The sequence below is a fragment of the Streptomyces sp. NPDC021080 genome, assembly GCF_044333225.1.
Taxonomy (GTDB): domain Bacteria; phylum Actinomycetota; class Actinomycetes; order Streptomycetales; family Streptomycetaceae; genus Streptomyces.
Map to the genome: position 1 here is coordinate 351,282 of NZ_JBIRQM010000004.1, position 26,093 is coordinate 377,374.

At 73.4% G+C, this 26,093-nt stretch carries 21 protein-coding genes; 17 read left to right on the forward strand and 4 right to left on the reverse strand.

Going from position 1 to position 26,093, the window contains the following annotated elements; translation table 11 throughout:
• Positions 1-44: 44 nt before the first annotated feature.
• Both malQ and ACH4S8_RS12280 read right to left on the reverse strand, forming a co-directional pair.
• Complete coding sequence (gene malQ / locus ACH4S8_RS12275) at positions 45-2,201, reverse strand: 4-alpha-glucanotransferase (protein ID WP_398392749.1); 2,157 nt, start codon at positions 2,199-2,201, stop codon at positions 45-47.
• Positions 2,201-2,470: a hypothetical protein gene (locus tag ACH4S8_RS12280; protein WP_398392751.1), complete on the reverse strand. Its 270-nt coding sequence runs from the start codon at positions 2,468-2,470 to the stop codon at positions 2,201-2,203. The genes malQ and ACH4S8_RS12280 overlap by 1 nt, the downstream gene beginning before the upstream one ends.
• A 298-nt stretch (positions 2,471-2,768) precedes the next feature.
• Between ACH4S8_RS12280 and ACH4S8_RS12285 the strand changes: the two genes are divergently transcribed.
• The 6 genes from ACH4S8_RS12285 to ACH4S8_RS12310 all read left to right on the forward strand — a co-directional run bounded on the left by ACH4S8_RS12285 (position 2,769) and on the right by ACH4S8_RS12310 (position 10,570).
• On the forward strand, positions 2,769-6,041 hold the full coding sequence (locus ACH4S8_RS12285) for a beta-N-acetylglucosaminidase domain-containing protein (RefSeq protein ID WP_398392753.1): 3,273 nt from the start codon (positions 2,769-2,771) through the stop codon (positions 6,039-6,041).
• A gap of 33 nt (positions 6,042-6,074) precedes the next feature.
• Positions 6,075-6,695: an RNA polymerase sigma factor gene (locus tag ACH4S8_RS12290; protein WP_398392755.1), complete on the forward strand. Its 621-nt coding sequence runs from the start codon at positions 6,075-6,077 to the stop codon at positions 6,693-6,695.
• Positions 6,692-7,645 (forward strand): zf-HC2 domain-containing protein, encoded by a 954-nt coding sequence (locus ACH4S8_RS12295; RefSeq protein WP_398392757.1) that lies wholly within the window; start codon positions 6,692-6,694, stop codon positions 7,643-7,645. Before ACH4S8_RS12290 ends, ACH4S8_RS12295 begins: the two co-directional genes overlap by 4 nt.
• Before the next feature lie 98 nt (positions 7,646-7,743).
• Positions 7,744-8,502 (forward strand): ABC transporter ATP-binding protein, encoded by a 759-nt coding sequence (locus ACH4S8_RS12300; protein ID WP_398393164.1) that lies wholly within the window; start codon positions 7,744-7,746, stop codon positions 8,500-8,502.
• The gene (locus ACH4S8_RS12305) at positions 8,499-9,920 is read left to right on the forward strand and encodes a hypothetical protein (RefSeq protein WP_398392759.1); all 1,422 of its coding nucleotides are present in this window, start codon (positions 8,499-8,501) and stop codon (positions 9,918-9,920) included. The genes ACH4S8_RS12300 and ACH4S8_RS12305 overlap by 4 nt, the downstream gene beginning before the upstream one ends.
• Positions 9,917-10,570 (forward strand): hypothetical protein, encoded by a 654-nt coding sequence (locus ACH4S8_RS12310; protein ID WP_398392761.1) that lies wholly within the window; start codon positions 9,917-9,919, stop codon positions 10,568-10,570. Before ACH4S8_RS12305 ends, ACH4S8_RS12310 begins: the two co-directional genes overlap by 4 nt.
• Before the next feature lie 51 nt (positions 10,571-10,621).
• Here the strand turns inward: ACH4S8_RS12310 and ACH4S8_RS12315 are convergent, their stop codons facing one another.
• Entirely contained in the window at positions 10,622-11,158 is a 537-nt protein-coding gene (locus ACH4S8_RS12315; protein WP_037618871.1) for an HNH endonuclease, read from the reverse strand.
• A 273-nt stretch (positions 11,159-11,431) separates the two neighbouring features.
• Here ACH4S8_RS12315 and ACH4S8_RS12320 point away from each other — a divergent pair, with 273 nt between their 5' ends.
• Positions 11,432-12,541, forward strand: a complete 1,110-nt coding sequence (locus ACH4S8_RS12320) for a mechanosensitive ion channel family protein (protein ID WP_398392764.1) — start codon at positions 11,432-11,434, stop codon at positions 12,539-12,541.
• A gap of 131 nt (positions 12,542-12,672) precedes the next feature.
• Here ACH4S8_RS12320 and ACH4S8_RS12325 read toward each other — a convergent pair whose 3' ends face one another.
• The gene (locus ACH4S8_RS12325) at positions 12,673-13,323 is read right to left on the reverse strand and encodes a hypothetical protein (protein ID WP_398392766.1); all 651 of its coding nucleotides are present in this window, start codon (positions 13,321-13,323) and stop codon (positions 12,673-12,675) included.
• Between the two features lie 409 nt (positions 13,324-13,732).
• On the opposite strand from ACH4S8_RS12325, the gene ACH4S8_RS12330 reads away from it, so the two are divergent.
• The 10 genes from ACH4S8_RS12330 to ACH4S8_RS12375 all read left to right on the forward strand — a co-directional run bounded on the left by ACH4S8_RS12330 (position 13,733) and on the right by ACH4S8_RS12375 (position 25,958).
• On the forward strand, positions 13,733-14,569 hold the full coding sequence (locus ACH4S8_RS12330) for a hypothetical protein (RefSeq protein ID WP_398392768.1): 837 nt from the start codon (positions 13,733-13,735) through the stop codon (positions 14,567-14,569).
• Positions 14,570-14,898: 329 nt separating this feature from the next.
• The gene (locus ACH4S8_RS12335; RefSeq protein WP_398392770.1) at positions 14,899-16,110 is read left to right on the forward strand and encodes an ROK family transcriptional regulator; all 1,212 of its coding nucleotides are present in this window, start codon (positions 14,899-14,901) and stop codon (positions 16,108-16,110) included.
• Between the two features lie 138 nt (positions 16,111-16,248).
• Positions 16,249-17,586, forward strand: a complete 1,338-nt coding sequence (locus tag ACH4S8_RS12340) for an ABC transporter substrate-binding protein (RefSeq protein ID WP_398392772.1) — start codon at positions 16,249-16,251, stop codon at positions 17,584-17,586.
• 10 nt (positions 17,587-17,596) lie between these two features.
• Positions 17,597-18,538, forward strand: coding sequence for a carbohydrate ABC transporter permease (locus ACH4S8_RS12345; protein ID WP_398392774.1), 942 nt, complete (start codon positions 17,597-17,599; stop codon positions 18,536-18,538).
• A gap of 3 nt (positions 18,539-18,541) precedes the next feature.
• A complete protein-coding gene (locus ACH4S8_RS12350) occupies positions 18,542-19,435 on the forward strand; it encodes a carbohydrate ABC transporter permease (RefSeq protein ID WP_398392776.1) in 894 nt (297 codons plus the stop codon).
• Between the two features lie 2 nt (positions 19,436-19,437).
• The gene (locus tag ACH4S8_RS12355; protein WP_398392778.1) at positions 19,438-20,703 is read left to right on the forward strand and encodes a 6-phospho-beta-glucosidase; all 1,266 of its coding nucleotides are present in this window, start codon (positions 19,438-19,440) and stop codon (positions 20,701-20,703) included.
• Positions 20,700-21,734, forward strand: coding sequence for an N-acetylglucosamine kinase (locus ACH4S8_RS12360; RefSeq protein ID WP_398392780.1), 1,035 nt, complete (start codon positions 20,700-20,702; stop codon positions 21,732-21,734). The genes ACH4S8_RS12355 and ACH4S8_RS12360 overlap by 4 nt, the downstream gene beginning before the upstream one ends.
• Positions 21,735-22,074: 340 nt before the next feature.
• The gene (locus tag ACH4S8_RS12365; RefSeq protein WP_398393166.1) at positions 22,075-23,514 is read left to right on the forward strand and encodes a hypothetical protein; all 1,440 of its coding nucleotides are present in this window, start codon (positions 22,075-22,077) and stop codon (positions 23,512-23,514) included.
• A gap of 14 nt (positions 23,515-23,528) precedes the next feature.
• Positions 23,529-24,554, forward strand: a complete 1,026-nt coding sequence (locus ACH4S8_RS12370; RefSeq protein WP_398392782.1) for a glutamate ABC transporter substrate-binding protein — start codon at positions 23,529-23,531, stop codon at positions 24,552-24,554.
• Positions 24,555-24,623: 69 nt separating this feature from the next.
• A complete protein-coding gene (locus tag ACH4S8_RS12375) occupies positions 24,624-25,958 on the forward strand; it encodes a hypothetical protein (RefSeq protein ID WP_398392784.1) in 1,335 nt (444 codons plus the stop codon).
• Positions 25,959-26,093 lie beyond the last annotated feature (135 nt).

Genomic DNA, 26,093 nt, shown 5'->3' on the forward strand with positions numbered 1-26,093 from the left:
CGAACACCCGACGGGGCCGCGCGCCCGGGGGTGCCGTACGAAGGTCACGGGGCCCGGCGCGGGGGTTCCGGGGGACTCCCGGGCCCTCCGGAAGGGCCGCTCTCCGCCCGGACCACGTCGATCAGGGCGTGCAGCCGGGGCGAGGCGGCCAGCTCCTCCAGGGTCACCGGGCGGCCCTCCGCGTCGGCGATGGGCAGACGCCAGTTGGGGTACTCGTCCCAGGTGCCCGGAAGGTTCTGCGGGCGGCGGTCGCCGACGGTGTCCGGGAGCCAGATACCGACCAGCCGGGCCGGGGTGCGCAGCAGGAAGCGGTGCACGGCCTGGATCTCGGCCTCCTCCGCCGAGGCCGGGGACCCGCCGCTCGGGCCGCGCAGCAGACCGAGCCGGGAGAGCAGCGCCAGCCACTCCCGGACGTCCGCGGCGGCGTCCGCCCGTTCCTCGTCGAGGGGGCGGGTCGACAGGCCGAGCCGGTCGCGGAGTTCGACGTGCTCGCCGGTGAACCGGGCCGCGGTGGACGGCAGGTCGTGGGTGGTGGCGGTGGCCAGACAGTCGGCACGCCAGCCGTCGGGCGGCAGGGGCAGGCCGTCCCCGTCCCAGTCGCGTTCGAACCACAGCACCGAGGTGCCGAGCACTCCGCGTTCCTGGAGCGCCTCGCGCACGCCGGGTTCGACGGTGCCGAGGTCCTCGCCGATCACCAGCGCTCCGGCCCGCGAGGCCTCCAGGACGAGGATCGCGAGCATCGCCTCGGCGTCGTGGCGGACGTACGAGCCCTCGGTGGGCGGCTCGCCCTGAGGGATCCACCAGAGCCGGAACAGGCCCATGACGTGGTCGATGCGCAGGGCGCCGGTGTGCCGCAGGAGCGCGCGCAGCAGCCGGCGGTAGGGGGCGTACCCGCAGGCGGCGAGCCGGTCGGGGCGCCAGGGCGGCAGACCCCAGTCCTGGCCGCGGGCGTTGAAGGCGTCCGGGGGCGCGCCGACGGACATGCCGGCCGCGAAGTACTCCTGCTGGGCCCAGGCGTCGGCTCCGTCGGGGTGGACGCCGACGGCGAGGTCGTGCACGAGCCCGACGGCCATGCCCGCGTCGCGCGCGGAGCGCTGGGCGCGGGCGAGCTGGGCCTCGGTGAGCCAGGCGAGCCGGCTGTGGAAGTCGACGCGGGCCGCCAGTTCGCCCCGGGCGCGGACGGTCGCCCGCGAGCGGGGATCGCGCAGCGCCACGGGCCACTTCCGCCAGTCGGAGCCGTGCACCTCGGCGAGCGCGCACCAGGTGGCGTGGTCCTCCAGCGCCCGGCCCTCCTCGGCGAGGAAGTCGGCGTACGCGGCCTGCCGTCCGGGCCCGAGCGGTACGGCGCACACCATTTCGAGCGCCTCGCGCTTGAGGTCCCACACGGCGTCGCGGTCGATCAGCGCGCCCTTGCGCAGTACGGCGTCGCGCAGCCGTTCGGCGCGCTCCAGCAGCGCGGACAGCCGGCCCTGGTCCTCGGCGTACGGGTACTCGGGGACGTCCTCGACGCGCAGGTGCACCGGGTCGGGGAAGCGGCGGGAGGAGGGCCGGTACGGGGAGGGGTCGGTGGGGTCACCGGGTACGGCCGCGTGCAGCGGGTTGACCTGGACGAATCCGGCACCCAGTGCCCGCCCCGCCCAGGCGGTCAGCTCGGCGAGGTCACCGAGGTCTCCCATGCCCCAGGAGCGGCGGGAGAGCAGGGAGTAGAGCTGGACGAGCAGGCCGTGGGCGCGGCCGGGCGGCGCGGGCAGCCGGGCGGGGGCGACGACGAGGTGGGTGTCGGCGGCGCGGCCGTCGGGGGCGGTGGCCCGCAGCCTGTGGACGCCGGGCGGGAGCCGGTCGGCCGAGGTCCGCGACTCGCCCTGTTCGGTGGTGATCCGCAGGCGGGTGCCGTCCGGCAGTGCGGCGAGCGGGGCGGGGACGAGACCGCCCCAGCACACCAGGGTCGGCGGCAGCAGCCGTTGCGCCGTCTCGGCGTCGTGCAGCGCGAGGGCGTCCCGGACGGCGTCCGGGGTGCTCGCGTCGACGCCGAGGGCCGCCAGGATCGCCACGAGCGCGGTGTCGGGGGCCGTGACCGTGCGGCCCGGGGAGGGACTGTAGGCGGGGGCGACGCCGTGCAGTTCGGCGAGCCGGGACAGGGGCGTCCGCGGGGCCGGCTCCGAGGCCGTCCGCGGCGGGTCGGCGGGCCCGGTGGGTGCCATCAGACCCCCGACGCGGCGCCGGCCGAGGTGGGCTCGCTCGTCAGGTGCGCGGCGTCCGCGAGCGGTGGCTCACTGGTCAGCGGCTCGGCGTCGGGCAGCGGGGGTTCGCTGGTCAGTGGCGCCGCCGAGCAGACGCCCTCCGAGCCGGACGGCCCCGGGTCGGCGCCCTCGGGCTCGGCGGACGCGCGGCCCGCGCGCGGGCCGGGGACGGACGGCCCGGCCGCGCGTTCGGACAGGGCCGTGAGGAGAAGGTGTGCCGATGCGGCCACGGGGGCCTCCTTGTCGAGGTCGGATGCGGCGGCCGGGGGCATTCCGGTGGTTCGTGCCGGAAACGGATGCCCCGGGCGGTCACCGCAGCCCTACCCCGTGGGCGCGAGAGCAGACGCACCCGGACGGACAACGTGCTTCTGGTCACAGTCCGTCGCCGTCCCGCATACCCTGGCCGCGCCTCCAGGCTGGGGCAATCCTCGCACTTCGGCCACTCTCGTTGACACCCTCACCACCCGAATGGTGGGCTCGGACGCCAACCGGCGCCGCCGCCGGAACGGTGGGCTACGAGGGGGAACCGTGCGACTCGGGCGTGGAAAAGGAGCGGCCGCACTCGCGTTCGCCGTGGTCGCGAGCGCGTTCGCCACGGCTCCCGCGGCCGTCGCGGCGCCGCACGGCCCGGCGGCCTCGGCGGACGAGCCCACCGGGAGCGCGGTGCCCGCCGTCTGGCCCCGCCCGCAGTCACTGCGCGCGAACGGCACTCCGGTCACGGTCACGGACGAGGTCGTCCTGGTCACCCCGGCACCGGAGGCGGCCTTCGGTCCGGCCGCCGGCGCGCGGTCCGGCTCCGTGTCCGGCGCGTACTCCCCGGGCGTGCCCCTGACGCCGTACGCCCCCGGCGTGGGCATCGACGCGAACGGCCCGGACGACGACCTCGACCCGTACGCCCTCGAGGCGTTGCGCGCGCTGCTGCGGCAGGCCGGCGCGCGCACGATCACGACGGCGCGTGACGGTGACGCGCTCCCGGCGCACGCCCTGGTGGTACGTCTGGGCACGGACCCGGCGAACACCGGCGGGCGGGGCGCGGGGTCCTTCGGCGCCGCGCGCGCCGCGTCGGGCTCCCTGGAGCGGGCGCTCACCGCGCTCGGTGCGGCGCCCCGTGACGACCTCCCCTCCGGCGGCTACCGGCTGGCCGTCGGCCGCGCCGACGGCCGGGACACCGTCGCCCTCGCGGGGGTCGGCGAGGACGGCCTGTTCCACGCGGTGCAGACGCTGCGCGGGCTGCTCGGCACCGACGGCCGGATCGCCGGTGCCGTCGTCCGGGACTGGCCCGGCACCGCCGTACGGGGTGTCACCGAGGGGTTCTACGGCAGCCCGTGGACCCCCGAACAGCGCCTCGCGCAGCTGGACTTCATGGGCAGGACCAAGCAGAACCGCTATGTCTACGCGCCCGGCGACGACCTCTTCCGGCAGGCGCGCTGGCGTGAGCCGTACCCGGCCGGGGAGCGCGCCCGCTTCCGGGACCTGGCGGAGCGGGCGCGCCGCAACCACGTCACGCTGACCTGGGCGGTGGCCCCCGGGCAGGCGATGTGCTTCTCCTCGGACGCCGATGTGAAGGCGCTGACGCGCAAGCTCGACGCCATGTGGGCGCTCGGGTTCCGGTCCTTCCAGCTGCAGTTCCAGGACGTCAGTTACACCGAGTGGCACTGCGGGGCGGACGCGGACGCCTTCGGCTCCGGTTCCGAGGCGGCGGCGAGGGCACAGGCGCGGGTGGCGAACGCCGTGGCCCGGCATCTCACCGCCCGCCACCCGGACGTGGCCGCGCTGTCCCTGATGCCGACGGAGTACTACGAGGACGGTTCGACCGACTACCGCCGGCGGCTGGCGCGCGCCCTGGACGAGAACGTCGAGGTCGCCTGGACCGGCATCGGTGTCGTGCCGAGGACCATCACCGGCGGCGAACTGGCGCGCACCCGCACGGTGTTCGGCGACCACCCGCTCGTCACCATGGACAACTACCCCGTCAACGACTACGCGCAGGACCGGGTGTTCCTCGGCCCCTACCAGGGGCGCGATCCGGCCGTGGCCACGGGTTCGGCGGCTCTGCTGGCGAACGCGATGCCCCAGGCGGAGGCCTCCCGCATCCCGCTGTTCACGGCGGCCGACTACGCGTGGAACCCGCGGGACTACCGGCCCCAGGAGTCCTGGGAGGCCGCGATCGAGGATCTCGCGGGCGACGACGCCCGCGGCGCGGACGCGCTGCGCGCGCTGGCCGGGAACGAGACGTCCTCCGTCCTCGGCGGCGAGGAGTCGGCGTACCTGCGCCCGCTCATGGAGGCGTTCTGGCAGGCGCGCACGACCGCGGACCGGGCCGCGGCCGACCGGGCGGGCGAGCGGCTGCGCGCGGCGTTCGCGGTGATGCGCGAGACGCCCGAGCGGCTGGCGGGCCGTCCGATCGCCACCGAAGTGCAGCCCTGGACCGAGCAGTTGGCCCGCTACGGCGAGGCCGGTGAGACGGCCGTCGCGCTGCTCGACGCCCAGTCGAAGGGGGACGCGACGGCGGCGTGGACGGCGTACCGGGCGCTGGACCGGCTGCGCACCGAGCTCGCCGCGAGCGAGGTGAGCGTCGGCACGGGCGTGCTGGACCCGTTCCTGACGCGGGCCCGCACGGCGTACGAGCAGTGGGCGGGCCTCGGCAACGAGTCCTCCTCCGGCCACGGCGCCCCGCAGAACCCCGGGACGACGGGGGACGGCGGCACGGGGACCGGCGACGGCGCGACCGGGGACACGGGCGGGGGCGACGGCGCGGACGAAGGCGAGGCCGGGAAGGGCGACGCCACGCCCGGGGACGGCACCGGACGGGACGGCCGTGTCGTCCTGCTCCCGCGGCCCCGCGTCCTCACCGACGTGAGCGTGCTCACCGACCCCGGCACGAGGGGCTTCGTGGAGGCGTACGTCCCGGGCGAGGGCTGGCGCTATCTCGGCGACCTCGACGCCGGGGGCGCGACGGAGATCGGCGCCGCGCAGATCGGCATCATGGGCGTGCGCGTGGAGGCACTGCGGGTCGTCGGCCCGCAGCGGTCCCAGGTCCGCCATCTCGTGCCCTGGTTCGCCGACACCCCCGCCGCGGCACTCGACCTGGACCGCTCCACGGCGGACGTGGAGATCGGCGGCACCGAGCGGATCACGGCCCGGCTGAGGTCGCTGCGTCCCACCGGCTTCAGCGGGGAACTGACCGCGCGGGCGCCGAAGGGCATCCAGGTCAAGGTCGCGCAGCCGTCGCCGACCCTGGCGCGCGGCGCCGTCGTGGACAGCCCCGTGGAGGTCACGGTCCCGCCGGGGACGCCGTCGGGCACGTACGAGGTGACGGTCTCCTTCGGTGCCGAGACCCGCACCCTGACCGTCCGCGCCTTCCCGCGCACGGCGGGCCCCGACCTGGCCCGCACCGGCACGGCCTCCTCGTCCGCCGACGAGACCCCCGACTTCCCGGCCTCGGCGGCCGGCGACGGCGACCCGTCGACCCGCTGGTCCTCCCCCGTCGACGACGGCGCCTGGTGGCAGGTGCAGTTCGCCGAGCCCGTACGCCTCGGCCGGCTCGTGCTGAGCTGGCAGGACGCCCACCCCTCGGCGTACCGCGTCCAGGTCTCCGCCGACGGACGCGTGTGGCGCACCGCGACCACGGTGAACGACAGCCGCGGCGGCCGGGAGTCCCTCCGCTTCGACGAACACGACGTCCGCTACGTACGCGTCCAGGGCATCCGGCGGGCCACGGCGTACGGGTACTCGCTGTGGTCGGCGGAGGCGTACGCGGTCGCGGAGGCGGCCGACGGACAGGAATCCGCCGCGCCGTGAACCGACCGCCCCCGAGCCGTCGATAGACGGGGTGTGAGACTGTTCCGCCCCCGAGGGGGCCACCGGGAGGACGATTCGGACGCGGCGCTGCTGCGGGCCGTCTCGGACGGCGACTCGGCGGCGATGGCCGCACTGTACGACCGGCACGCCGGCTGGCTGCACGCACGGCTGACCCGGCGCTGCGCCGACCCCGAGACCGTGCGCGAGGTGCTGCAGGACACCTTCGTGACGGTGTGGCGGTCGGCGGGCGGCCACCGGGGCACGGAGGCCGGCGGCTGGCTGTGGACCATCGCCGCACGGCGTCTGGTGGACGCGCGGCGGGTCCAGGAGCGGGCGGACCGCGTGGAGTACGCGGTGCCGCCGCCCGCGCCGTCCGCCGAGGACCGCGTCCTGGCGGGGCTCGAGTTCGGCGACGTGGGCACGGCGCTGGACCGCATCTCCCCCGAACTGCGCGAGGTGTTGAGGGCCACGGTCGTCGACGGGCTGACCACGCGCGAGGCCGCCCGGCTCCTCGGCATACCCGAGGGCACGGTCAAGACCCGCGCCCTGCGCGCCCGCGCCGAGCTCCGCAAGGCCCTCGCCCAGTTGAACCCGCCCCAGGGCGCCCGTACGCGTCCGACCCTGGCCCCGTCCCCGCTGGGAGGCCCGGCATGACCGGTTGGCACGCCCCCGACGACCTCGTCACCCGCTACGCGGACGGTTCCCTCGCGGAGACGGACGCCTGGTCCCTGGAGAAGCACCTGGAGCACTGCGGGCGGTGCGCCGTGCGCGTCTCGCACGCGGTGCGGGCGGGCGCGGCGGGGCCGGTGCTGGCGGACATCCGCGCCGCGGTCCTGACGGCCGCGCCCGAACCGGCACCGGCCGCCGCGGCCGTCCTGGCCGCCCGGGTCCGCACGGCTCCCGCGGCCGTACCCGCGCCGGACCGCGCTCCGGCGCCGCCGAGGGCCGCGCGGGCCTTCGGGGGGCGGCTCACCCGGATCCTCTGGGCCGCGGGCCCCGCCGTGCGCGGGACCTGGGCCGGGGCCGTGGTGCTCGTCGCCCTGGGCGCCGTCGCCCTCGCGTACGGGGGCGGCTGGGCGGGGGCACGACCCCTGCTGCTGGCGCTCGCTCCCGTCGTCCCGGTGGCCGGGGTCGCCCTCTCCTACGGCCGGCACGCCGATCCGCTCCACGAGATCGCCGCGTCGACTCCCTCGGGCGGGCTGCGCCTCCTGCTGACGCGGACGGCCGCCGTGCTGGCGGTCAGCGCGCCGTCGCTGACGGTGGCGGGGCTGCTCCTGCCGTCCGCCGGCCCGCGGTTGCCGGCGGGACCCGCGACGGCCGGCTGGCTGCTGCCGGGGCTGGCCCTGACCCTGGCATCGCTCGTCCTCTCGGGATACCTGGGCTGCCGTACCGCGACGGCGGTGGTCGGCGGCGGGTGGCTGCTCGCCGTCTCGGCTCCCCTCCTCGTGTCCACCGGCACCGGTCTGACGGCCGGTCTCACCGAGCAGCTCTCCCTCTACTTCACCGGCGCCCCCTCGCAGGGCGGCTGGGCGGCGGCGACCGTGCTGTGCGCCCTGCTCCTCGCCGCGCGCCGCACCGCGTACGACCGTCTGGAGACGATGTGAACAGGCACGACACAACCGCGGTACCGCCCTTCGGCGGCGCCGAGCACCACTCGGCAGCCCCGGCCGGACACGAACGGAACGGCTCGGGGGACGCCGCCGTGCGGGCCTGCGGGCTGACGGTCCGGCATCGCAGGACCACCGCCCTGGACGGTGTCGACCTCGACTTCGGGCTCGGCGTCCACGGTCTGCTCGGCCCCAACGGCGCGGGCAAGACCTCCCTCGTCCGCGTCCTCGCGACCGTCGCGGAGCCCACCGCGGGCCGGGTGGAGCTGCTCGGCAGCGGCCTTCGCGGCCACCGCGAGCGCGGCGCGGTCCGCCGCGAACTGGGCTATCTGCCGCAGGACTTCGGGTACTACCCGGGCTTCACGGTGCGGGAGTTCGTCGCCTACGTGGCCTGGCTGAAGGAACTGCCGGGGGCCGGGGCCGACGCCGCGGTCGAACGGGCCGTGACCCGCGTCGGCCTCGCCGACCGCATCGACGCCAAGGTCAAGACCCTGTCGGGCGGCATGATCCGGCGCGTCGGCATCGCGCAGGCCATCGTGAACGACCCCCGTGTGCTGCTCCTCGACGAGCCCACCGCGGGCCTCGACCCGGAACAGCGCGTCGAGTTCCGCGCGCTGCTGCGGGAACTGGGCCGCACCGCCACCGTGATCGTCTCCACCCACCTGGTCGAGGACGTGGCCGCGGCCTGCACGGAGGTGACGCTGCTCGAAGCCGGGCAGGTCGCCTACCGCGGCACGCCCCGCTCGCTGGCCGCACTCGGCGCGGACGGCCACGAGTCCGACGGCAACGCCATCGAACGCGGTTACACGGCGGCCCTGCGCGGCCACCGCGCGGCGACGGGGGCGGGCCGATGAGCGCCCACACCCAGCCGGACGCCGTACAGCACGGGCCCGGCCAGGACGGCCACGGGATCCCGCGGCCGGACGGCCGGCCCGCTCGCAGCCCCCGTTCCGCGCCGCACCCCCTGCGCGCCGAGTGGCTGCGGGGCTTCGCACCCTGGGCGGGCACCGGACTGCTGCTCGCCCTCGCCTGGGTCGTGGCCGCCAAGGCGGACCAGTGGCAGGGGAGCTGGGGGGAGACGACGGAGACGCTGACCACCGCCGCCGCCGTGATCGGCGTACCGTTCGCGCTGGCCGCGGGCGGCTGGCAGGGCGGCAGGGAACGCAGACGCCGGATGACGGAACTGCGCTCCTCCACCGCCCGTACGCCGCTCGTCCAGCTCCTGGTGGCCGCCCTGCCGCTCGCCGGCTGGCTGGTCGCGGCCCATCTCCTGGTGGTCGCCGGAGCGCTGGTGGCCTGCGCGGCATACGCGTCGGCGGGCGGACCCGCGTACATCGTGTTCGCCGGGAACGCCCTCACGCTCGCCGCCTGCACGGTCCTCGGTCACACGGCCGGGCGGGCGGTCCCCTTCCGGCTGACCGCTCCCTCGCTCGCGATCGGCGGATACGTCGCCGCCAGTCTCGGCATCGAGCGGTCCGGCCCCCGCTACCTCGCGTTCTGCATGGTCCACGTCCTCGGCGACTACGACCTCGCCGTCTGGTGGTACCCGCTCGTGTCGGCCCTGTGGGCGGCCGGGCTCGCCGCCGCCGCGGTCCTGGCCCTCACCGCGTACCGCCGGGCCACCGCGCTGCTGCCGCTCGCGGCCGCTCTCGGCGCCGCCGTCCTCCTCGTCCAGACGGGCGACGGCCTGCTGCGCGACAACCCGCTCTCCCACCGCCAGGTGTGCGACACCTCGACCACTCCGGACATCTGCGTCAACGCCACCTATCCGGGCATGCTGCCGGAGGTGACCCGGGCTCTGTCCGGCCTGACCGGCCGCCTGAAGGGGGTGCAGAACCTGCCGGTCCGCTACGAGGACCTGTGGCGGTCCCCGCACCGGGACGAGGCGGAGCTGCCGAACCTCACTCCCGTCGGCTGGAGCATGGTCCGCGGGAAGGTGACCGATCCGCAGCGGTACGCGTGGGAGGCGGCCCAGATGCTGGTCCGCCGGGACTGTGACAAGGCGCCGCCCGCGGACCGGATCGCGGTCACCGACGAGGCCGTACTGCGCTGGCTGGCCCCGGACCGCCTGTCCGCGCGGATACGCACGGACGACGTGACGAGGGCACGGAAGGAGGGGGACGCGGAGAGGCTCGCGTGGTACCGGGCAGAGGAAAAGGCGTACGAGCACCTCACCGCGATGAGCGACGGCGAACGCCGTTCCTGGCTCGGCCGCTACTTCGCGACGGCCGCCGAGTGCAGCCCCGAGCCGAGCGAGGTGCCGTCGCTGTGAACGCCCGACGGACCTCCCTGCCGACGCGGTCCGCGCCCGGACACCGGTTCCGCACCCTGGCCCTGTACTCCCGCTCGCGCGGCATCCCGACCACCCTCGCGGCCCTGGCCTGCGCCGGGCTGCTCACCGTGTGGATGGCGAGCCGTCCGGACACCTACCTCGACCCGGACCGCAGGGTCCCGCTGGTCGCGCTCGCCCCGCTGCTGGCCTCGGCGGCGACCGGCGCGAGCCTCCACTCGTACACCCGTGAGCTGGACGACACCGCCGTACGCCGCTGGTGGCCCCGGCGCCTGGCCCACCTGCTGTTCCTCAGCGCCCTCTCGGCCGCGCTGCTGGCGCTCGCCGTGCCCGGACACGCGCAGGAGTTCGGCGCGGCGGCGATGGTCCGCAACACGCTGGGTGCCATCGGGATCACGGCGGGCGGGGCGGTGCTGGTCGGCGCCCGGCTCAGCTGGATGCCGACGACGCTGTACTTCAGCTCCGTGTACCTCTCGGCTTCCTCTCCCCGTGTGAACAACGCGACAGTCGTGGCCTGGCTCATGCAGCCGGGTCCGCAGCACGCCGCCTGGGCGGCCGGTCTCGCACTCTTCGTAGCCGGCACGGCACTCTGCGCGGCCCGTGGGGCCCGTCCCGAAGGACCCCGCGTCTGACGCGGGGTCGCACGGGCCGGGCCCCGTGAGCCAACGCAAAGGCCCGGATCGTCAGGCTGAGATGCCGTCGATCCGGGCCATGGCGTCGTCCGCGCCGTACGGTTGCAGGTAGGGCATCCAGCGTGGGTCCCTGTGCCCGGTTCCGATGATGCGCCAAGCGAGCCCCGTCGGCGGGGCGGGTTTGTGGCGCAGGCGCCAGCCGATCTCGACCAGGTGGCGGTCGGCCTTGGTGTGGTTGCAGCGGCGGCAGGATGCCACCACGTTGTCCCAGGCGTGCTGACCCCCGCGGGAGCGCGGGATGACGTGGTCGACGCTGGTTGCGACGCCACCGCAGTACATGCACCGGCCGCCGTCGCGGGCGAACAGAGCTCGCCTGGTCAGCGGGACGGGCCCGCGGTAGGGGACCCGTACGAACCTCTTCAGCCGGACCACGCTGGGTGCGGGGACAGTAACGGTCGCGCTGTGCATGAAGGCGCCGGATTCCTCGAGGCAGACTGCCTTGTTCTCGAGGACGAGGACGAGCGCGCGGTGGAGCGGTACGACGCCGAGCGGCTCGTACGACGCGTTGAGGACCAGGACGTGCGGCACGGATGCCTCCTTGTACGCCGGCGGCGCGTGGCTCGCGCCGGGACGATCTGCAGTCAGTCTCCCCTCATGCCTGGTGGTGGCGCCACCATGTCCCGGTAACGGGCTGGGAGTGTTTTCGACCACATCCCCTACATCCCCAGGTGAGCACTGTCTCTCCCCTCGGCATTGCAACGATCCACACACGATGCCCCGTTAGTGTGGTGGTTCTGCCCGGACGGCACCCCTCCCCATGTCCCCGCCGCGGGCAGACCGCTACGCCTGGAGGTACCTGCTGTGTCCCTGCCCGTCCTATCGGCCCTGGCCGCCGGTGCGGCCCCCTCGCCGTCTCCCTCGACGTCGACCGGCCCGCTTCCGGTGACCCCCACGCTTCAGGACGCCCAGGAGAGTGCGACCCACGCGGCGAGCTGGGTCGAGGAGAACTGGTCGACCTGGCTGGCCATAGGTCTGCGCGTCCTGCTCGTACTGGTGATCGCCGCCGTACTGAGGGTGTTCGTGCGCCGGGCGATCACCAAGCTCATCGACCGGATGGGCCGCACCGCCCAGGCCGTCGACGGCACGGCGCTCGGCGGTCTGCTGGTGAACGTGGAGCGCCGCCGTCAGCGCTCCCAGGCCATCGGCTCGGTCCTGCGTTCGGTCGCGTCCTTCCTGATCATGGGCACGGCCGCGCTGATGATCCTCAGCACGTTCGAGATCAACCTGGCTCCGCTGCTCGCCTCGGCGGGTGTGGCCGGTGTCGCGATCGGTTTCGGCGCCCGCAACCTGGTCACCGACTTCCTCTCCGGCGTCTTCATGATCCTGGAGGACCAGTACGGCGTCGGCGACGTGATCGACGCGGGCGTGGCCTCCGGCGAGGTCATCGAGGTGGGTCTGCGCGTGACCAAGCTGCGCGGCGACAACGGCGAGATCTGGTACATCCGCAACGGCGAGGTCAAGCGCATCGGGAACCTCTCCCAGGGCTGGGCGACGGCCGGTGTGGACGTCACGGTCCGCGCCTCGGAGGACCTGGACCACGTCCGCTCCGTCATCGACGACGTCGCCGAGACCATCAGCAAGGAAGAGCCCTGGAACGAGCGGCTGTGGGGCCCGATCGAGATCCTGGGCCTGGACAGCGTCCTCCTCGACTCCATGGTGGTCCGCGTCTCGGCGAAGACCATGCCCGGCAAGGCCAGCTCCGTGGAGCGCGAGCTCCGGTGGCGCATCAAGCGCGCCTTCGACGCCGCGGACATCCGTATCGTGGGCGGCACGGCCGCGCCCGTGGAGGACGAGCCCCTCGACCCGTCGGCCGCGGTGGCGGCCCCGTCGGTCTTCGCCAACGCGGAATCCCCCCAGTCGGCGGCGACCACCCCCATTCCGTCCCCGGCTCCGTCGAGCGTGCCGAAGTAGGACCGAGGCGGTACGCGGAAGGGGCGGTATCCGGAGAAGTTCCGGGTACCGCCCCTTCGCCGTCGAACGGCCCACCGCTCATCAGTACGATCCGCCGCCGTCAGCCGGTCGGCGGTCCGTCGGCCGGTCCGTCAGCCGATCGGCCGGTCGTACGCCGTCGGAGGTTCCTTCACGAGCGCTCCCGTTCCCGCTCCCGCTTCCCGCCCGGTCGGGTGCTCCTCCACGAGCGGTGCCGCCTCCAGCCCGGTCGCCCCGGCCATCTGGCACACGGCGGCGAACGCCGATCCCCTGCCCAGTGCGGCCGCCCCCCGGAGCCCCTCACCGTCGCGGACGTCGAGGACGACGTCCCCCGAGGGCGCGCCGAAGGACAACGAGCCCCAGACCGACTGCTTCCCGCGCCAGGGACGCCACCGGAAGTGGATCTCCTCGCGTCCCTTCTCGGCGACGAGGAACGCCCGCTCCGAGGCCACCAGTTGCTCGCGGACCCGCTCCTGCCACCCGTCCGAGACCCGCACCGGACGCAGTACGTGCCGCTGCCGTTCGTCCAGCGCGGCCCCGGTGAGCGCGATGCCGGCGGTCCGGGCCCGCCGCCGCAGCGACCGCACCCCGAAGGCCGCCCAGCCGAGCGTCATGGCGCCCCAGCACAGAGGCCTGAAGACCAACGCGCCGCCGACCGACTCCCAGGTGAACCCGTCGTTCACGAAGTCGGTGACCATCAGGACGAACGCCACCGGCACGCTCTTGACCGCGGCCTCGCGCCAGCACGCCATCAGCAGCCTCACGGCCGGCCTCCCGGGCACGCCGGCGCGGCCCACTCCGAACGGTTCACCTTCATGCGGCGGATCATAGGAACCGGATCCTGTGAGGAGGGCATGAGGCCGGCCCGGCCACCGTCACCCGCACGGCGAGGACCCCCTCCCCAAGAGGTGCGCATCGCCCCGAAGCGCCGCACCCCACCCGCGCGCAACCGATCGTGACGAAGCCGTAATGAGCCCGGGCCGTCACGCTGCTGACGCTCCGACACGGCATTCCTGCCCGCGGCACCCCGCCCCGCACACCGGGACGCAGCGCTTCCCCTTCACACGCCCCCCGCATTCCGTCCACATCGTCCAACCGTCTACTGTCGCCCCAACAGCGGGCCCTTGTTCTGGAGCGCAACGCCCAGGGGCCCGCCTCGAATGTGGGGAATCCATGCGCAAGTACGCCATCGGCGCCGTCGTCTCCGGCGCCCTGGCCGTGTCCGCCCTGGCCGCGCCGTCCGCTTCGGCCGCCACGCCGGACCTCTCCTTCTCCGACGCGGTGGTGAACAACGGCAAGCCGATCGTCGTCGGCACCACCAACATGGTGAAGGTCCCGATCACCTACACCTTCGTCCGCCCGTCCGACCTCGTCATCGACGGCGAGACGACCGCCGCGGGCATCCTCCTGTACAAGGGGGCGTCGCTCGCGAGGCAGGAGAACGTGCTGGGTCCCGACGACCTCCCGACCTGCACCACGACGGCCACGACCGCCACGACGGTCACGCAGTCCTGCAAGGAGGTCATCGCCGTCTACCCCCAGGACTACTTCTACGGGGCGTCGGACGCCGGTACCTGGAAGGTCGCCGGCTACTACGGCCACATGACCACGGACAACGACGACTCCGACAACCACGTCAGCACGGAGTTCGGCTCCGACATGTGGGGCGTCCCCGGCTCCGTACAGATCAAGCGCGCCGCGAAGCTCACCGCCAACGCCACCCCCGAGCCGGTGAAGAAGGGCGCCACGCTCACCGTCAAGGGCGCGCTGACCCGCGCCGACTGGGCGTCCGGCAAGTACGCCGGCTTCAAGGGCCAGCCGGCCGCCCTCCAGTTCAAGGCCAAGGGCGCCACCGCCTACAAGACCGTCAAGACGGTGACCTCCGGCACCGCGGGCGCCCTGAGCACCACGGTCAAGGCCTCGGCCGACGGCACCTACCGCTACACGTTCGCGGGCACGGCCACCACGGGCACCGCCACGGCCACGGGCGACTACGTCGACGTGAAGTAACCAGGACCGGGTCCGCCTCCGGCTCACCTCAAGCCGCCCCCGCAGCAGACGAGTTCGTCCGCGGCGGGGGCGGCTTCGTTTCGGCCGGTCCTCGCGGCGCGGGCGCGATCCGCACGCGGGGCGCCGTCACGGCCGATCCCCGCCCCGCACGCGCCGCCCGGGTGACGACTCCGTCGCCTCGGCGGCGTTCGCTCTTGACGCCCCCGCCCCCTCCGGCCTACTTTCCTCGAACCAGCAATAGGAAACTTTCCTAACAATGATCTCCTGGTGGACTTCCCGGAGGCACCCCTGGGAAGCTGGTCGATCGAGAAGGGCAGGTGGCGACAGACATGGCAGGATCCGCCGGAACGCCGGGCACTCCGCGCGTCCTGCGCGCGATGAACGACCGTGCCGCCCTCGATCTGCTGCTCGCGCACGGACCGCTCTCGCGGACCCGGATCGGAAAGCTCACCGGGCTGTCCAAGCCCACCGCCTCCCAGCTCCTCGCCCGGCTGGAGGCCGCCGGACTCGTCCTGGCCACCGGCACCAGCGAGGGCCGGCCGGGCCCCAGCGCCCAGCTGTACGAGGTCAATCCGGGCGCCGCCCACGCGGCGGGCCTCGACGTCACCCCCGAGCGCGTCCTCGCCGCCGTCGCCGACATCACCGGCCGCACGGTGGGCACGTACGAACTGCCCACCCCGGGCCGCCGCCCGGCCCAGCCCGTCGTCCGGCAGGTCACCGAAGCCCTCGACGGCGCGGTGAAGGCCGCCGGGCTCGCCCGGGGCGACGTCCGCCGCCTGGTCATCGGAACCCCCGGCGCCTTCGACCCCAACACGGGCCGGCTGCGCTACGCCTCCCACCTGCCCGGCTGGCACTCCCCCACGCTCCTCGACGAACTCGCCGCCGCGCTGCCGATGCCCGTCGAGTACGAGAACGACGTCAACCTCGTCGCCATCGCGGAGCAGCGGCTCGGCGCCGCGCGGGGGCACGAGGACTTCGTCCTGCTCTGGAACGAGGGCGGTCTCGGCGCGGCCCTCGTCCTCGGCGGCCGGCTGCACCGCGGCTGGACCGGCGGCGCGGGCGAGGTCGGCTTCCTGCCGGTGCCCGGCGCACCCCTGGTCCGCCACGTGACCCGGGCCAACAGCGGCGGCTACCAGGAGCTGGCCGGCTCCCAGGCCCTCCCGAAGCTGGCCCGCGAACTCGGCATCACGGACCTGCCCACGGGCCCGTACGCCGAGGTCGCGGCCGCCGCCGTCGAACGGGCCGCCGCCGTCGACGCGGGCCCCTACCGGCAGCTCCTCGAGAGGTACGCGACCGGACTCGCCACCGGTCTGGCCTCCCTCGTCTCCGTGCTCGACCCCGAACTGGTCGTCCTCAGCGGAGCCTCGCTCACCGCGGGCGGCGAACCGCTGCGCGCCCTGGTCCAGGCCGAACTGGAGGAGCTGGCCGCGTCCCGGCCGCGCCTCGTCGTCGGCGACGTCCACGAACACCCCGTGCTGCGCGGCGCGTTGGAGAGCGCCCTGGCAGCCACCCGCGACGAGGTCTTCGACACCTCCCGCTGACCCCGTCCCGAGCCCCGACCCCTCCGACGCCTCGATCCCTCCGACTCCTTCGACCCGCCTCGGGCCGGTGCTTCCTTCGCCCCGCCCGAGCCGGCACCTTCCCGTGTCCCGCCCCGTCCCTCGCAGGGAGATCTCGCCATGCCCGGAATGTCCCGAAAGACGGCTGCAGCGCTCGCCGCATCCGCCTCGATAGCCCTCCTCGCCACCGCCTGTACCGGCCAGCCCGACAGCGGCGGAGGCGACGACGCGTCCAAGGAGCAGACGATCAACTTCTGGCACGCCTGGAGCGCGCCGAACGAGGTCGAGGCCGTGAAGTCGCTGGTCGCGGGCTTCGAGAAGGCACACCCCAACATCCACGTGAACATCGTCGGCAACATGACCGACGACAAGATCAACCAGGCGCTGCGCGCGGGCGGCGACAAAGCCCCCGACGTCGTCTCGTCCTTCACCACCAACAACGTCGGCAAGTTCTGCTCGTCCGGCGCCTTCGTCGATCTGAACCCCCTCTTCAAGAAGGCGCACATCGACCCGGAGACGACCTTCCCGAAGGCGATGAACGAGTACACCCAGTTCGACGGCAACCGCTGCACGGTGCCGCTCCTCGGTGACGCGTACGGGCTCTACTACAACAAGGACGCCTTCAAGAAGGCCGGCATCGCCTCCCCGCCGAAGACCTGGTCCGAGTTCGAGACCGACGCCAAGAAGCTCACGATCACCAAGGGCGACTCGTACTCCCAGCTCGGCTTCATGCCGGACTACCACGGCTGGGAGTCCACCACCGAGCACTACTTCGGGCAGTTCTCCCCGACGTACTTCGACAGCAACGGCAAGTCGAACATCGCCAAGGACCCCGCCTTCGCCGCCGGGTTCACCCTCCAGAAGAAGCTGGTCGACGAACTCGGCGGCTTCAAGAAGCTGGAGACGTACCGCTCCGAGCTCGGTGACGAGTGGGGCCCCAAGCACCCCTTCCACACCGGCCAGGTGGCCATGCAGCTCGACGGCGAGTGGCGGCTCGGCATGGCCGAGGAGGCCAAGCCCGACTTCGAGATCGGCGTCGCCCCGCTGCCCGTTCCGGACGACCGGGCGGACCAGTACGGCAAGGGCTACATCACCGGCACGATCGCGGGCATCGCGTCCACCAGCCACAAGCAGAACGCGGCCTGGGAGCTGGTGAAGTACATGACCACGGACACGGACGCGGTGGTGGGCTTCGCCAACGGCATCCACAACGTGCCCTCGACGCTCGCGGCCCTCAAGTCGCCGAAGCTGAAGTACGACCCGCGGTTCAAGACGTTCCTGGACATCGCCTCGAACCCGAACTCGACGACGACCCCGGCGTCCATCAACGGCGGCACCTACCTCGTGACGATCCAGCAGTTCGGATACGACTACGAGAGCGGAAAGACGAAGGACCTGAAGGCGGGGCTGGAAGCCACCGCCAAGCAGATCGACACAGACATCGCGCAGGCGAAGTAGCCGCACGCCGATGAGTACTGTCACGCTCGCCTCCAAGCGCCGCAGGTCGGCGCTTCGGACCCTCGCCTTCATGTCGCCCTGGCTGATCGGCTTCGCGGTCTTCTTCGCCTACCCGCTGATCTCGACCGTCTACTTCTCCTTCATGCACTACGACGGCTTCAAGCCGCCGACCTGGAGCGGGACGAAGAACTGGCGTTACGTCTTCGAGAACTACCCGCTGTTCTGGCCCGCGCTCCGCAACACCTTGTGGCTGGTCCTCGTCATGGTGACCCTGCGGGTGCTGTTCGGACTCGGCGTCGGACTGCTGATCACGAAGATCAGGACGGGCACGGGTGTCTTCCGCACCCTCTTCTACCTGCCCTACCTCGCCCCGCCGGTGGCCGCCACCATGGCCTTCGCGTTCCTCCTCAACCCCGGTACGGGGCCGGTCAACTCGATCCTGGAGAAGGCGGGCGTCACGGCCCCCGGCTGGTTCAACGACCCCGCCTGGTCCAAGCCCGCCCTGACCCTGCTGGCCCTGTGGGGCATCGGCGACCTGATGGTCATCTTCATGGCCGCGCTGCTCGACGTACCGACCGAGCAGTACGAGGCCGCCGAGCTGGACGGCGCCTCGGCCTGGCAGCGCTTCCGGTACGTCACCCTGCCGAACATCTCGCCCATCGTGATGTTCGCCGTGGTCACCGGGGTCATCCAGACCATGCAGTACTACACGCAGCCGCTCATCGCCGGGAAGGTCGCCTCGGGCGTCATCCAGGGCGCCGGCACGCAGTTCGAGCCCGGCTACCCCGACAAGTCGACGCTCACCCTGCCCCAGCTCGTCTACAACCTCGGCTTCCAGCGCTTCGACTACGGCTCCGCCTGTGTGGTCGCGCTCGTGCTGTTCGCCCTGTCCATGGTGTTCACCGCGTTCCTCATGCGGCGCCGGGGCGGCCTCATCCAGGCAGGTGACTGACCGATGACCCAAGTACTCGACAAGCCGGTGAAACTGACCGCGCAGGCCTCCCCCGCCGAACGCACCGCCCGCCGCAGGGCCCTCCTGGAGTGGGTCGCGGTCCACTCCCTCGGCGTCGCGGCCGCCCTCTTCTTCGTGCTGCCCTTCGTGTTCGTGTTCCTGACCTCGCTGATGAGCGACAGCCAGGCGCTCAGCCGCGACCTGATCCCGCACACCTGGGAATGGGGCAACTACAAGAAGGTCTTCGACACCCCCGGCTTCCTCACCTGGTGGAAGAACACGCTGCTGTACGCGGGCCTCGGCACGGCGCTCACCGTCGTCTCGTCCGTCCCCGTCGCCTACGCGCTCGCCAAGTTCCGCTTCCGGGGCCGGAACCTGTCCCTGATGCTGGTCATCTCGATGATGATGCTGCCGCCGCAGGTCGTGATCATCCCGATGTACCTGTTCTGGGCCAAGCAGCTCGGCCTGTCCGGCACGCTGTGGCCGCTGATCATCCCGATGGCGTTCGGGGACGCGTTCTCCATCTTCCTGCTGCGCCAGTTCCTGATGACCATCCCGAACGAGTACCTGGACGCCGCCAGGGTCGACGGCTGCGGGGAACTGCGGACCCTGCTGAAGGTCGTCCTGCCGATGGCCAGGCCGGGGATCGCGGCCGTCGCGCTCTTCCAGTTCTTCTACGCCTGGAACGACTACTTCGGCCCGCAGATCTACGCGTCCGAGAACCCGGGCGCCTGGACGCTGAGTTACGGCCTGGAGTCCTTCAAGGGCGCGCACCACACCGACTGGAATCTCACCATGGCCGCGACCGTCCTGGTCATGGCCCCCGTGATCCTCGTGTTCTTCTTCGCGCAGAAGGCGTTCGTCGAAGGCGTCACGCTCACCGGAGTGAAGGGTTAACCATGAAACTCACCGTGGTCGGCGGAGGGTCGACCTACACCCCCGAACTCATCGACGGCTTCGCCCGGCTCAGGGACACCCTGCCCGTCGAGGAACTCGTCCTCGTCGACCCGGCCGCCGAGCGCCTGGAACTGGTCGGCGGCCTGGCCCGCCGGATCTTCGCCCGGCAGGGCCACCCCGGCCGGATCGTCACCACCTCCGATCTGGACGCGGGTGTGGAGGGCGCCGACGCCGTGCTCCTCCAGCTGCGCGTCGGCGGCCAGGCGGCCCGCGAGCAGGACGAGACCTGGCCGCTGGAGTGCGGCTGCGTCGGACAGGAGACGACCGGCGCGGGCGGCCTGGCCAAGGCGCTGCGCACGGTTCCGGTGGTCCTGGACATCGCCGAGCGGGTCCGCCGCACCAACCCGGACGCGTGGATCATCGACTTCACCAACCCGGTCGGCATCGTGACGCGTGCCCTGCTCCGGGCCGGCCACAAGGCGGTCGGCCTGTGCAACGTGGCGATCGGCTTCCAGCGGAAGTTCGCCGCACTGCTCGGGGTCTCCCCCGCCGAGGTGCATCTCGACCATGTGGGCCTCAACCACCTCACCTGGGAGACCGGTGTGCGCCTGGGCGGGCCCGAGGGCGAGGACGTGCTGCCCCGGCTGCTCGCCGGACACGGGGACGCCGTAGCGGACGACCTGCGTCTGCCCCGCACCCTCGTCGACCGGCTCGGCGTGGTCCCCTCGTACTACCTGCGCTACTTCTACGCGCACGACGAGGTGGTCCGAGAGCTGCGCACCAAGCCCTCCCGGGCCGCCGAAGTGGCGGAGATGGAACGGCAGTTGCTGACCATGTACGGCGACCCGGCGCTCGACGAGAAGCCGGAGCTGCTGGCGAAGCGGGGAGGCGCCTACTACTCGGAGGCCGCCGTGGACCTCGCCGCCTCCCTGCTCGGCGGGGGCGGCAGCCCGTACCAGGTGGTGAACACGTACAACCGGGGAACCCTGCCGTTCCTGCCGGACGACGCGGTGATCGAGGTGCAGGCCGCGGTGAACGCCAAGGGGCCCGCCCCACTGCCGGTGCCGGCCGTGGACCCGCTGTACGCGGGCCTCATGGCGAACGTGACCGCGTACGAGGACCTCGCCCTGGACGCCGCCCTGCGCGGCGGACGCGACCGGGTCTTCCGGGCGCTGCTCGCCCACCCCCTGGTCGGCCAGTACGCCCTGGCCGACACCCTGACCGACCAGCTGATCGCGCACAACCGGGAGCACCTCGCGTGGGCATGACGTCGACGGAAACCGGTGCCGGGACGGCTGCCGGGTGCGGCCCCGCGGACGCCGGGTCCGGTCCCGCGGGCCTCGTCCTGGCCATCGACGCGGGGAACAGCAAGACCGACGTCGCCGTGGTGGCCGCGGACGGCACCGTGGCCGGCACCGCGCGCGGCGGCGGGTTCCGGCCCCCGGCGGTCGGCGTCGAGACGGCGGTGGACGCGGTCGCCGACGCCGTGCGACGGGCCTTCGCCGAGGCGGGCGTCACCTCGGTCGGCCATGTCTCGGCCTGCCTCGCCAACGCCGATCTGCCGGTGGAGGAGGAACAGTTGGCGGCCGCGCTGCGGGCGCGCGCCTGGGGCGCGGGGGTGGAGGTGCGCAACGACACCTTCGCGATCCTGCGGGCCGGGATCGCCGAGCCGCGCGGTGTCGCCGTGGTCTGCGGGGCCGGCATCAACTGCGTCGGCATGCGGCCCGACGGCCGCACCGCCCGCTTCCCCGCCATCGGCCGCATCTCCGGCGACTGGGGCGGCGGCTGGGGTCTGGCGGAGGAGGCCCTGTGGCACGCGGCACGGGCCGAGGACGGCCGGGGCGGCGAGACCGCGCTGGCCCGCACCCTGCCCGCGCACTTCGGCCTGGACTCGATGTACGCGCTCATCGAGGCGCTGCACCTGGAGCACGTCCCGGGCGCTCGGCGGCACGAGCTGACCCCGGTCCTGTTCGCCACGGCGGCGGACGGCGACCCGGTGGCCCGGGCGATCGTCGACCGGCTCGCGGACGAGGTGGTCACGATGGCGACCGTGGCCCTCGGCCGCCTCGGTCTGCTCGCCGAGGAGACCCCGGTCCTGCTCGGCGGCGGCATCCTCGCCGCCCGCCATCCCCTGCTCGACGACCGCGTCCACGAACTCCTGGCCGCCCGCGCGCCCAAGGCGGTCCCTCAGGTGGTCACCGCCCCGCCGGTCCTGGGCGCCGCGCTCCTCGGCCTGGACCACGTACGGGCCGCGGGCGAGATCCACGCGCGGGTACGGGCGTTCTACGAAGGGGACTGAGGAGACCCGACGGCCGCCGGAGCCGCTGCCGACGGCCACGGCCCCGGGAACTCCCACGACCTGGCGTGAAGGGGCGGGAACCAAACAGATGCGGAACACGTGTTCATGAGAAGGGGGGTGGCGCGGGGAGATCGTGCTGCGCCGTGCTCCGACAAGATCCAGGCAAGGCCTGTGCGGATGCCGGTTCGGGCGGCGATACTTGCCGCCGTGCACGTACGCCGGCCGGCCGCGCTTCCCGCGTCCGCGGTGGGCGTGACCGAGCGGATGACCATGGGGGAGGTCGAGGGTGACACACCCGCCGAAGGGCAGCGCGGCGCCACCGGGGCGGGGCGCGCCCACGATGCCGGCCGTTCCGCCGCAGCCCGGCCCGCCCCGGCCGCCGGGCGGGACCCCCGTGTCCCCGGGGGCGCCGGGCGCCCCGCAGAGCGCTCCCCCGGCCCCCGGCGCGGCGCCGCGGCGCACGGCGTGGGCGGAGGGTGTGGACCGGATGCGTGCCGCGGCGACGACGGAGCCGGGCCGGCTGCGGATCATCGGCGCCGTCCTCGCCCTGCTGGTCGTCGCGTTCGGAGCCGTCACCGCCTGGCAGATGACGGAACGTTCGGCCGCGGCCGACAACGTGCTGCACCGCAGCCAGCCGCTGAGCGCGAGCGCCGCCGACATCTACCGCGCGCTCGCCGACGCCAACACCGCCGCCTCCAGCGGCTTCCTGGCGGGCGGTCAGGAGCCTCAGGAGGTCCGCGAGCGCTACGAGCAGGACATCCGGACGGCGGCCGCGAAGCTGATCACCGCGGCCAACAGCTCCGAGCCGGGCTCCCCCGCCGCCAAGACGATCTCCCAGCTCAACGAGCTGCTGCCCAAGTACAAGGGCCTGATCGAGCGGGCCCGCGCCAACAACCGGCAGGGCTACCCGCTGGGCGGCGCGTATCTGCGGTACGCGAACGACACGATGCAGCGCGAGATGCTCCCGAAGGCCGGGCATCTCTACCAGCGCGAGAACCAGCGGCTGAACAGCGACTACGCCGACGCGGAGCCCTACCCGTGGGCCGCGATCGCCCTCGGTCTCGTCGCGCTCGCCGCCCTGGCCTGGGCCCAGCGCCGCAACTACCGGCGTACGAACCGGGTGCTGAACCAGGGCATGGCCGCCGCCACCGCCGCGTCCCTGGTCGTGCTGCTGTGGCTCACCGTCGGGCACACCTTCGCCCGGTCCGGGCTCGACGAGTCCTACGACCACGGGGTCCGTTCCCTGAACGTGCTGCACGACGCGCAGATCGCGTCCCTGAAGGCGCGGGGCAACGAGAACCTCACCCTGGTCAGCCGGGGCGCGGAGACCAGGACCCTGGCCGACGGCAAGACGACCGAGGACCTGTACGACTACAACTTCCGCACGGACATGAAGACGCTCACCAAGGGCCTCGCCGTGGCAGCGGGCCTCGCGGACGACAGCTCGGGCAAGAAGCCCGTACAGGCCGCGACCGCCGGCATGGAGGTCTGGAAGCAGCGTCACAAGGAGGCCCGCAAGGCCGACGACGCCGGCGACTACCAGCTCGCGCTGGACCGGGTCATCGGCTCCCCCGACAAGAAGCCCACGGGCGAGTGCTTCGACGTCGTGGACAAGAACCTGGGGATCGCGCTGACGCACGAGCAGGACGAGTTCCAGCGGGCGGCGGGCGACGGCCTGGGCGCTATGACCGGCCTCCCGGCCGGCGCCGCGGTCCTGGCCGTGCTGGCCGCCGCGGGCGCGGTGCTCGGCATCGGCCGCAGGCTTTCGGAGTACCGGTGAGAGGAGGAGCGGCGATGAACGCACGGCGCCTGAGGGCGAGCCTGAGGGGCTGGGGCGGCGTGGGCACGATGGCGCTCGCCTGCGTGACGGCCCTGGTCCTCGCCCTGATGCTGCCGAACTCCGCGCGCGGTGACGGCAGCACCGGTGTCGGCGGGCCCGGCCTGGCCCGGGGCACCCAGGCCAGGGCCGAGGACTGCACCGACCCGCAGAACCAGAGCCTCGCCCCGTCGGGCGCGGACGGGACGACGATCGACGCCATCAAGAACCGCAAGGACCGGCGGCTGATCGTCGGCGTCGACCAGAACAGCTACCACTGGGGCTACCGCGACCCGAACAACCCGAAGGCCGGCGGCGACCTGGAGGGCTTCGACATCGACCTGGTCCACGCGATCGCCAAGAACATCCTGGGCGACGAGAACGCCGTCCAGTTCCGCGCGATCCCCACCAGCCAGCGCATCCCCGCGATCCAGAGCGGCCAGGTCGACATGGTGGTGCGCACCATGACGATCAACTGCACCCGCCTCAAGGACGTCGCGTTCTCCGCGCCCTACTTCAAGACCGGCCAGCAGGTGCTGGCCCCGGTGAGCTCCGGCATCACGGGGTACGACAAGAGCCTGGCCGGCAAGAAGATCTGCTCGGCGGCCAAGTCCACCGCGAACGAACGTCTGGTGGCGGACCGGAAGGCGGGCAGCCTCGTCTCCTCCGCCGTCGTCCTGCCGCCCGTGCCCAACCAGCTGGACTGCCTGGTACGCCTCCAGCTCGGCGAGGCCGACGCGGTGGTGACCGACGGCGCGCTGGCGGCGAGCCAGGCCGCCCAGGACCCCACGGTCGAGCTCAAGGGCGGCACCTTCACCACCGAGTACTACGGCGTGGCGATGAAGCTGGGCGCCGAGGACCTGGTACGCCGGGTCAACCAGGTGCTGGCCGACTACCGCAAGGACGGCTGGCGGCAGTCGTACGACAAGTGGCTCGCCCCGACCCTCGGACCCCACTCGCCCTCGGAGAGCCCGCCCCCCGCCCTGTACCGGCAACCGACCTGACACGACCGGAGAGTTGACCGGCCGCGCACACCGAGCGCGCCGGGAACGCACGAGAACGAGAGGTGATCGATGGGCGTCACGGGACCCCCCGGGCCGGTGATGGACCGGGACGAGGCGGACCGTGCGCTGGCGCGCCTCGGCGCGGAGCACGAGGCCATCGAGACCTCGCTCCTCGCCCTGCAGGACCACGCGGGCCGAAGACTCCTGGAAGGCGCCGAACTCACCGGCACGACCAAGGAGCGCTGGGCGTCCGCGGACGCGTCGATCACCTTGCTGTGGGCGTACTTCGACGCGTACGCGGACGCGCTGCGCTCCGCGCGCGAGATCCGCTCCCGCAGACGCTGGTCCAGCCGTGAGGACCTGGTCGAGCTGACCGAGCTGCTGCGCGGTTCGGGCATCACGGTCGCCGGGTCCACCACGGCCACCGCGAACGCGCCGACCCTGGCCCCCGCCGGCAAGCTCAGCGAGCGGTTCTCGCTGGCCGCCCTGGTGGACCGGATGAACGATCTGTACGCGACCTCGCTCGACATGGTCGTCACCGCGGACGCCGTGTGGTCCGCGCTGCCCGCCCGCATAGATTTACTGGCCGCGGAGCTCCAGCGCACCCGGACGCTCGCGCACTCCGTGGGCGTGCGCCCCGGCGAACACCCCTCCGGCGACGACCTGGAGCGGATCACCCGGACCCTGACCGCCCTGCGCGAGCGGGTGGTCTCCGACCCGCTCGCCTTCTGGGTCCCCGCGCAGGGGAGTTCGGCCCCGGGCGGCGGCCGCCCCGACACGGCGGCGTACGACCGTGAGGCGCGCGCCCTGGAGGAGGTGCGCCGGGAGATCGACGCGGTCCTGACGGTGCGCCAGGACGCCGAGGCCCGGCTGGTGAAGCTGCGGGACGTGCTCAGCCGCGCGGACCGCACCCTCGCCGAGGCGCGCAGTGCCCGCGGCGAGGTCCTCGCGAAGATCGCCGCGTCCGAGGTGCCGGCCGTCAGCGGTCCGCCGACGGTGCTGCAGGAGCAGCTGGCGAAGGCCGCGGAGTACCGCCGGCACGCGCAGTGGCACCGCCTCTCGCCGCTCCTGGAGGCGCTGGAGGAGAAGGCGGAGGACGAACTCCTGCGCGCCCGTGAGTCGTTGACGGCGGTCACCCAGCCGCTGGCGGTCCGCGCCGAGCTGCGCGGCCGTCTCGACGCGTACAAGGCCAAGGTCGCCCGGCACGGCTTCGCCGAGGACCCGTTCCTGGTCGAGCGCTACGACGCGGCCCGGCGCATGCTGTGGAGCGCTCCCTGCGATCTGCGGGTGGCTGAGGAGGCGGTGCTGCGCTATCAGCGGGCGGCGGCCGAGCTGCTGAGCCCGCAGGTGCCCGAGCAGGGCGGGCCTCATGACCGTGTGGACCGGAGGGGGCCCGACGCGTGAGCGGTGAGGGGATGAGGTTGAGCGAGCAGCCGGTGAGTGAGCGGAAGTGCGGTCGGCCCGGTTGCGAGGGGTCGTACGAGGACATGGGCGGCGGCGAGCTGTACTGCGACACCTGCGGACTCGCCCCGGCCGAAC

Bases quoted from the DNA above. Each gene is read 5' to 3' on its own strand.
- ACH4S8_RS12330 (WP_398392768.1), top strand. From the start codon at position 13,733: ATGCGCAAGTACGCCATCGGCGCCGTCGTCTCCGGCGCCCTGGCCGTG.
- ACH4S8_RS12365 (WP_398393166.1), top strand. From the start codon at position 22,075: ATGCCGGCCGTTCCGCCGCAGCCCGGCCCGCCCCGGCCGCCGGGCGGG.
- ACH4S8_RS12335 (WP_398392770.1), top strand. From the start codon at position 14,899: ATGGCAGGATCCGCCGGAACGCCGGGCACTCCGCGCGTCCTGCGCGCG.
- ACH4S8_RS12340 (WP_398392772.1), top strand. From the start codon at position 16,249: ATGCCCGGAATGTCCCGAAAGACGGCTGCAGCGCTCGCCGCATCCGCC.
- ACH4S8_RS12375 (WP_398392784.1), top strand. From the start codon at position 24,624: ATGGGCGTCACGGGACCCCCCGGGCCGGTGATGGACCGGGACGAGGCG.
- ACH4S8_RS12345 (WP_398392774.1), top strand. From the start codon at position 17,597: ATGAGTACTGTCACGCTCGCCTCCAAGCGCCGCAGGTCGGCGCTTCGG.
- ACH4S8_RS12305 (WP_398392759.1), top strand. From the start codon at position 8,499: ATGAGCGCCCACACCCAGCCGGACGCCGTACAGCACGGGCCCGGCCAG.
- ACH4S8_RS12355 (WP_398392778.1), top strand. From the start codon at position 19,438: ATGAAACTCACCGTGGTCGGCGGAGGGTCGACCTACACCCCCGAACTC.
- ACH4S8_RS12350 (WP_398392776.1), top strand. From the start codon at position 18,542: ATGACCCAAGTACTCGACAAGCCGGTGAAACTGACCGCGCAGGCCTCC.
- ACH4S8_RS12370 (WP_398392782.1), top strand. From the start codon at position 23,529: ATGAACGCACGGCGCCTGAGGGCGAGCCTGAGGGGCTGGGGCGGCGTG.
- ACH4S8_RS12295 (WP_398392757.1), top strand. From the start codon at position 6,692: ATGACCGGTTGGCACGCCCCCGACGACCTCGTCACCCGCTACGCGGAC.
- malQ (WP_398392749.1), bottom strand. From the start codon at position 2,201: ATGGCACCCACCGGGCCCGCCGACCCGCCGCGGACGGCCTCGGAGCCG.
- ACH4S8_RS12360 (WP_398392780.1), top strand. From the start codon at position 20,700: ATGACGTCGACGGAAACCGGTGCCGGGACGGCTGCCGGGTGCGGCCCC.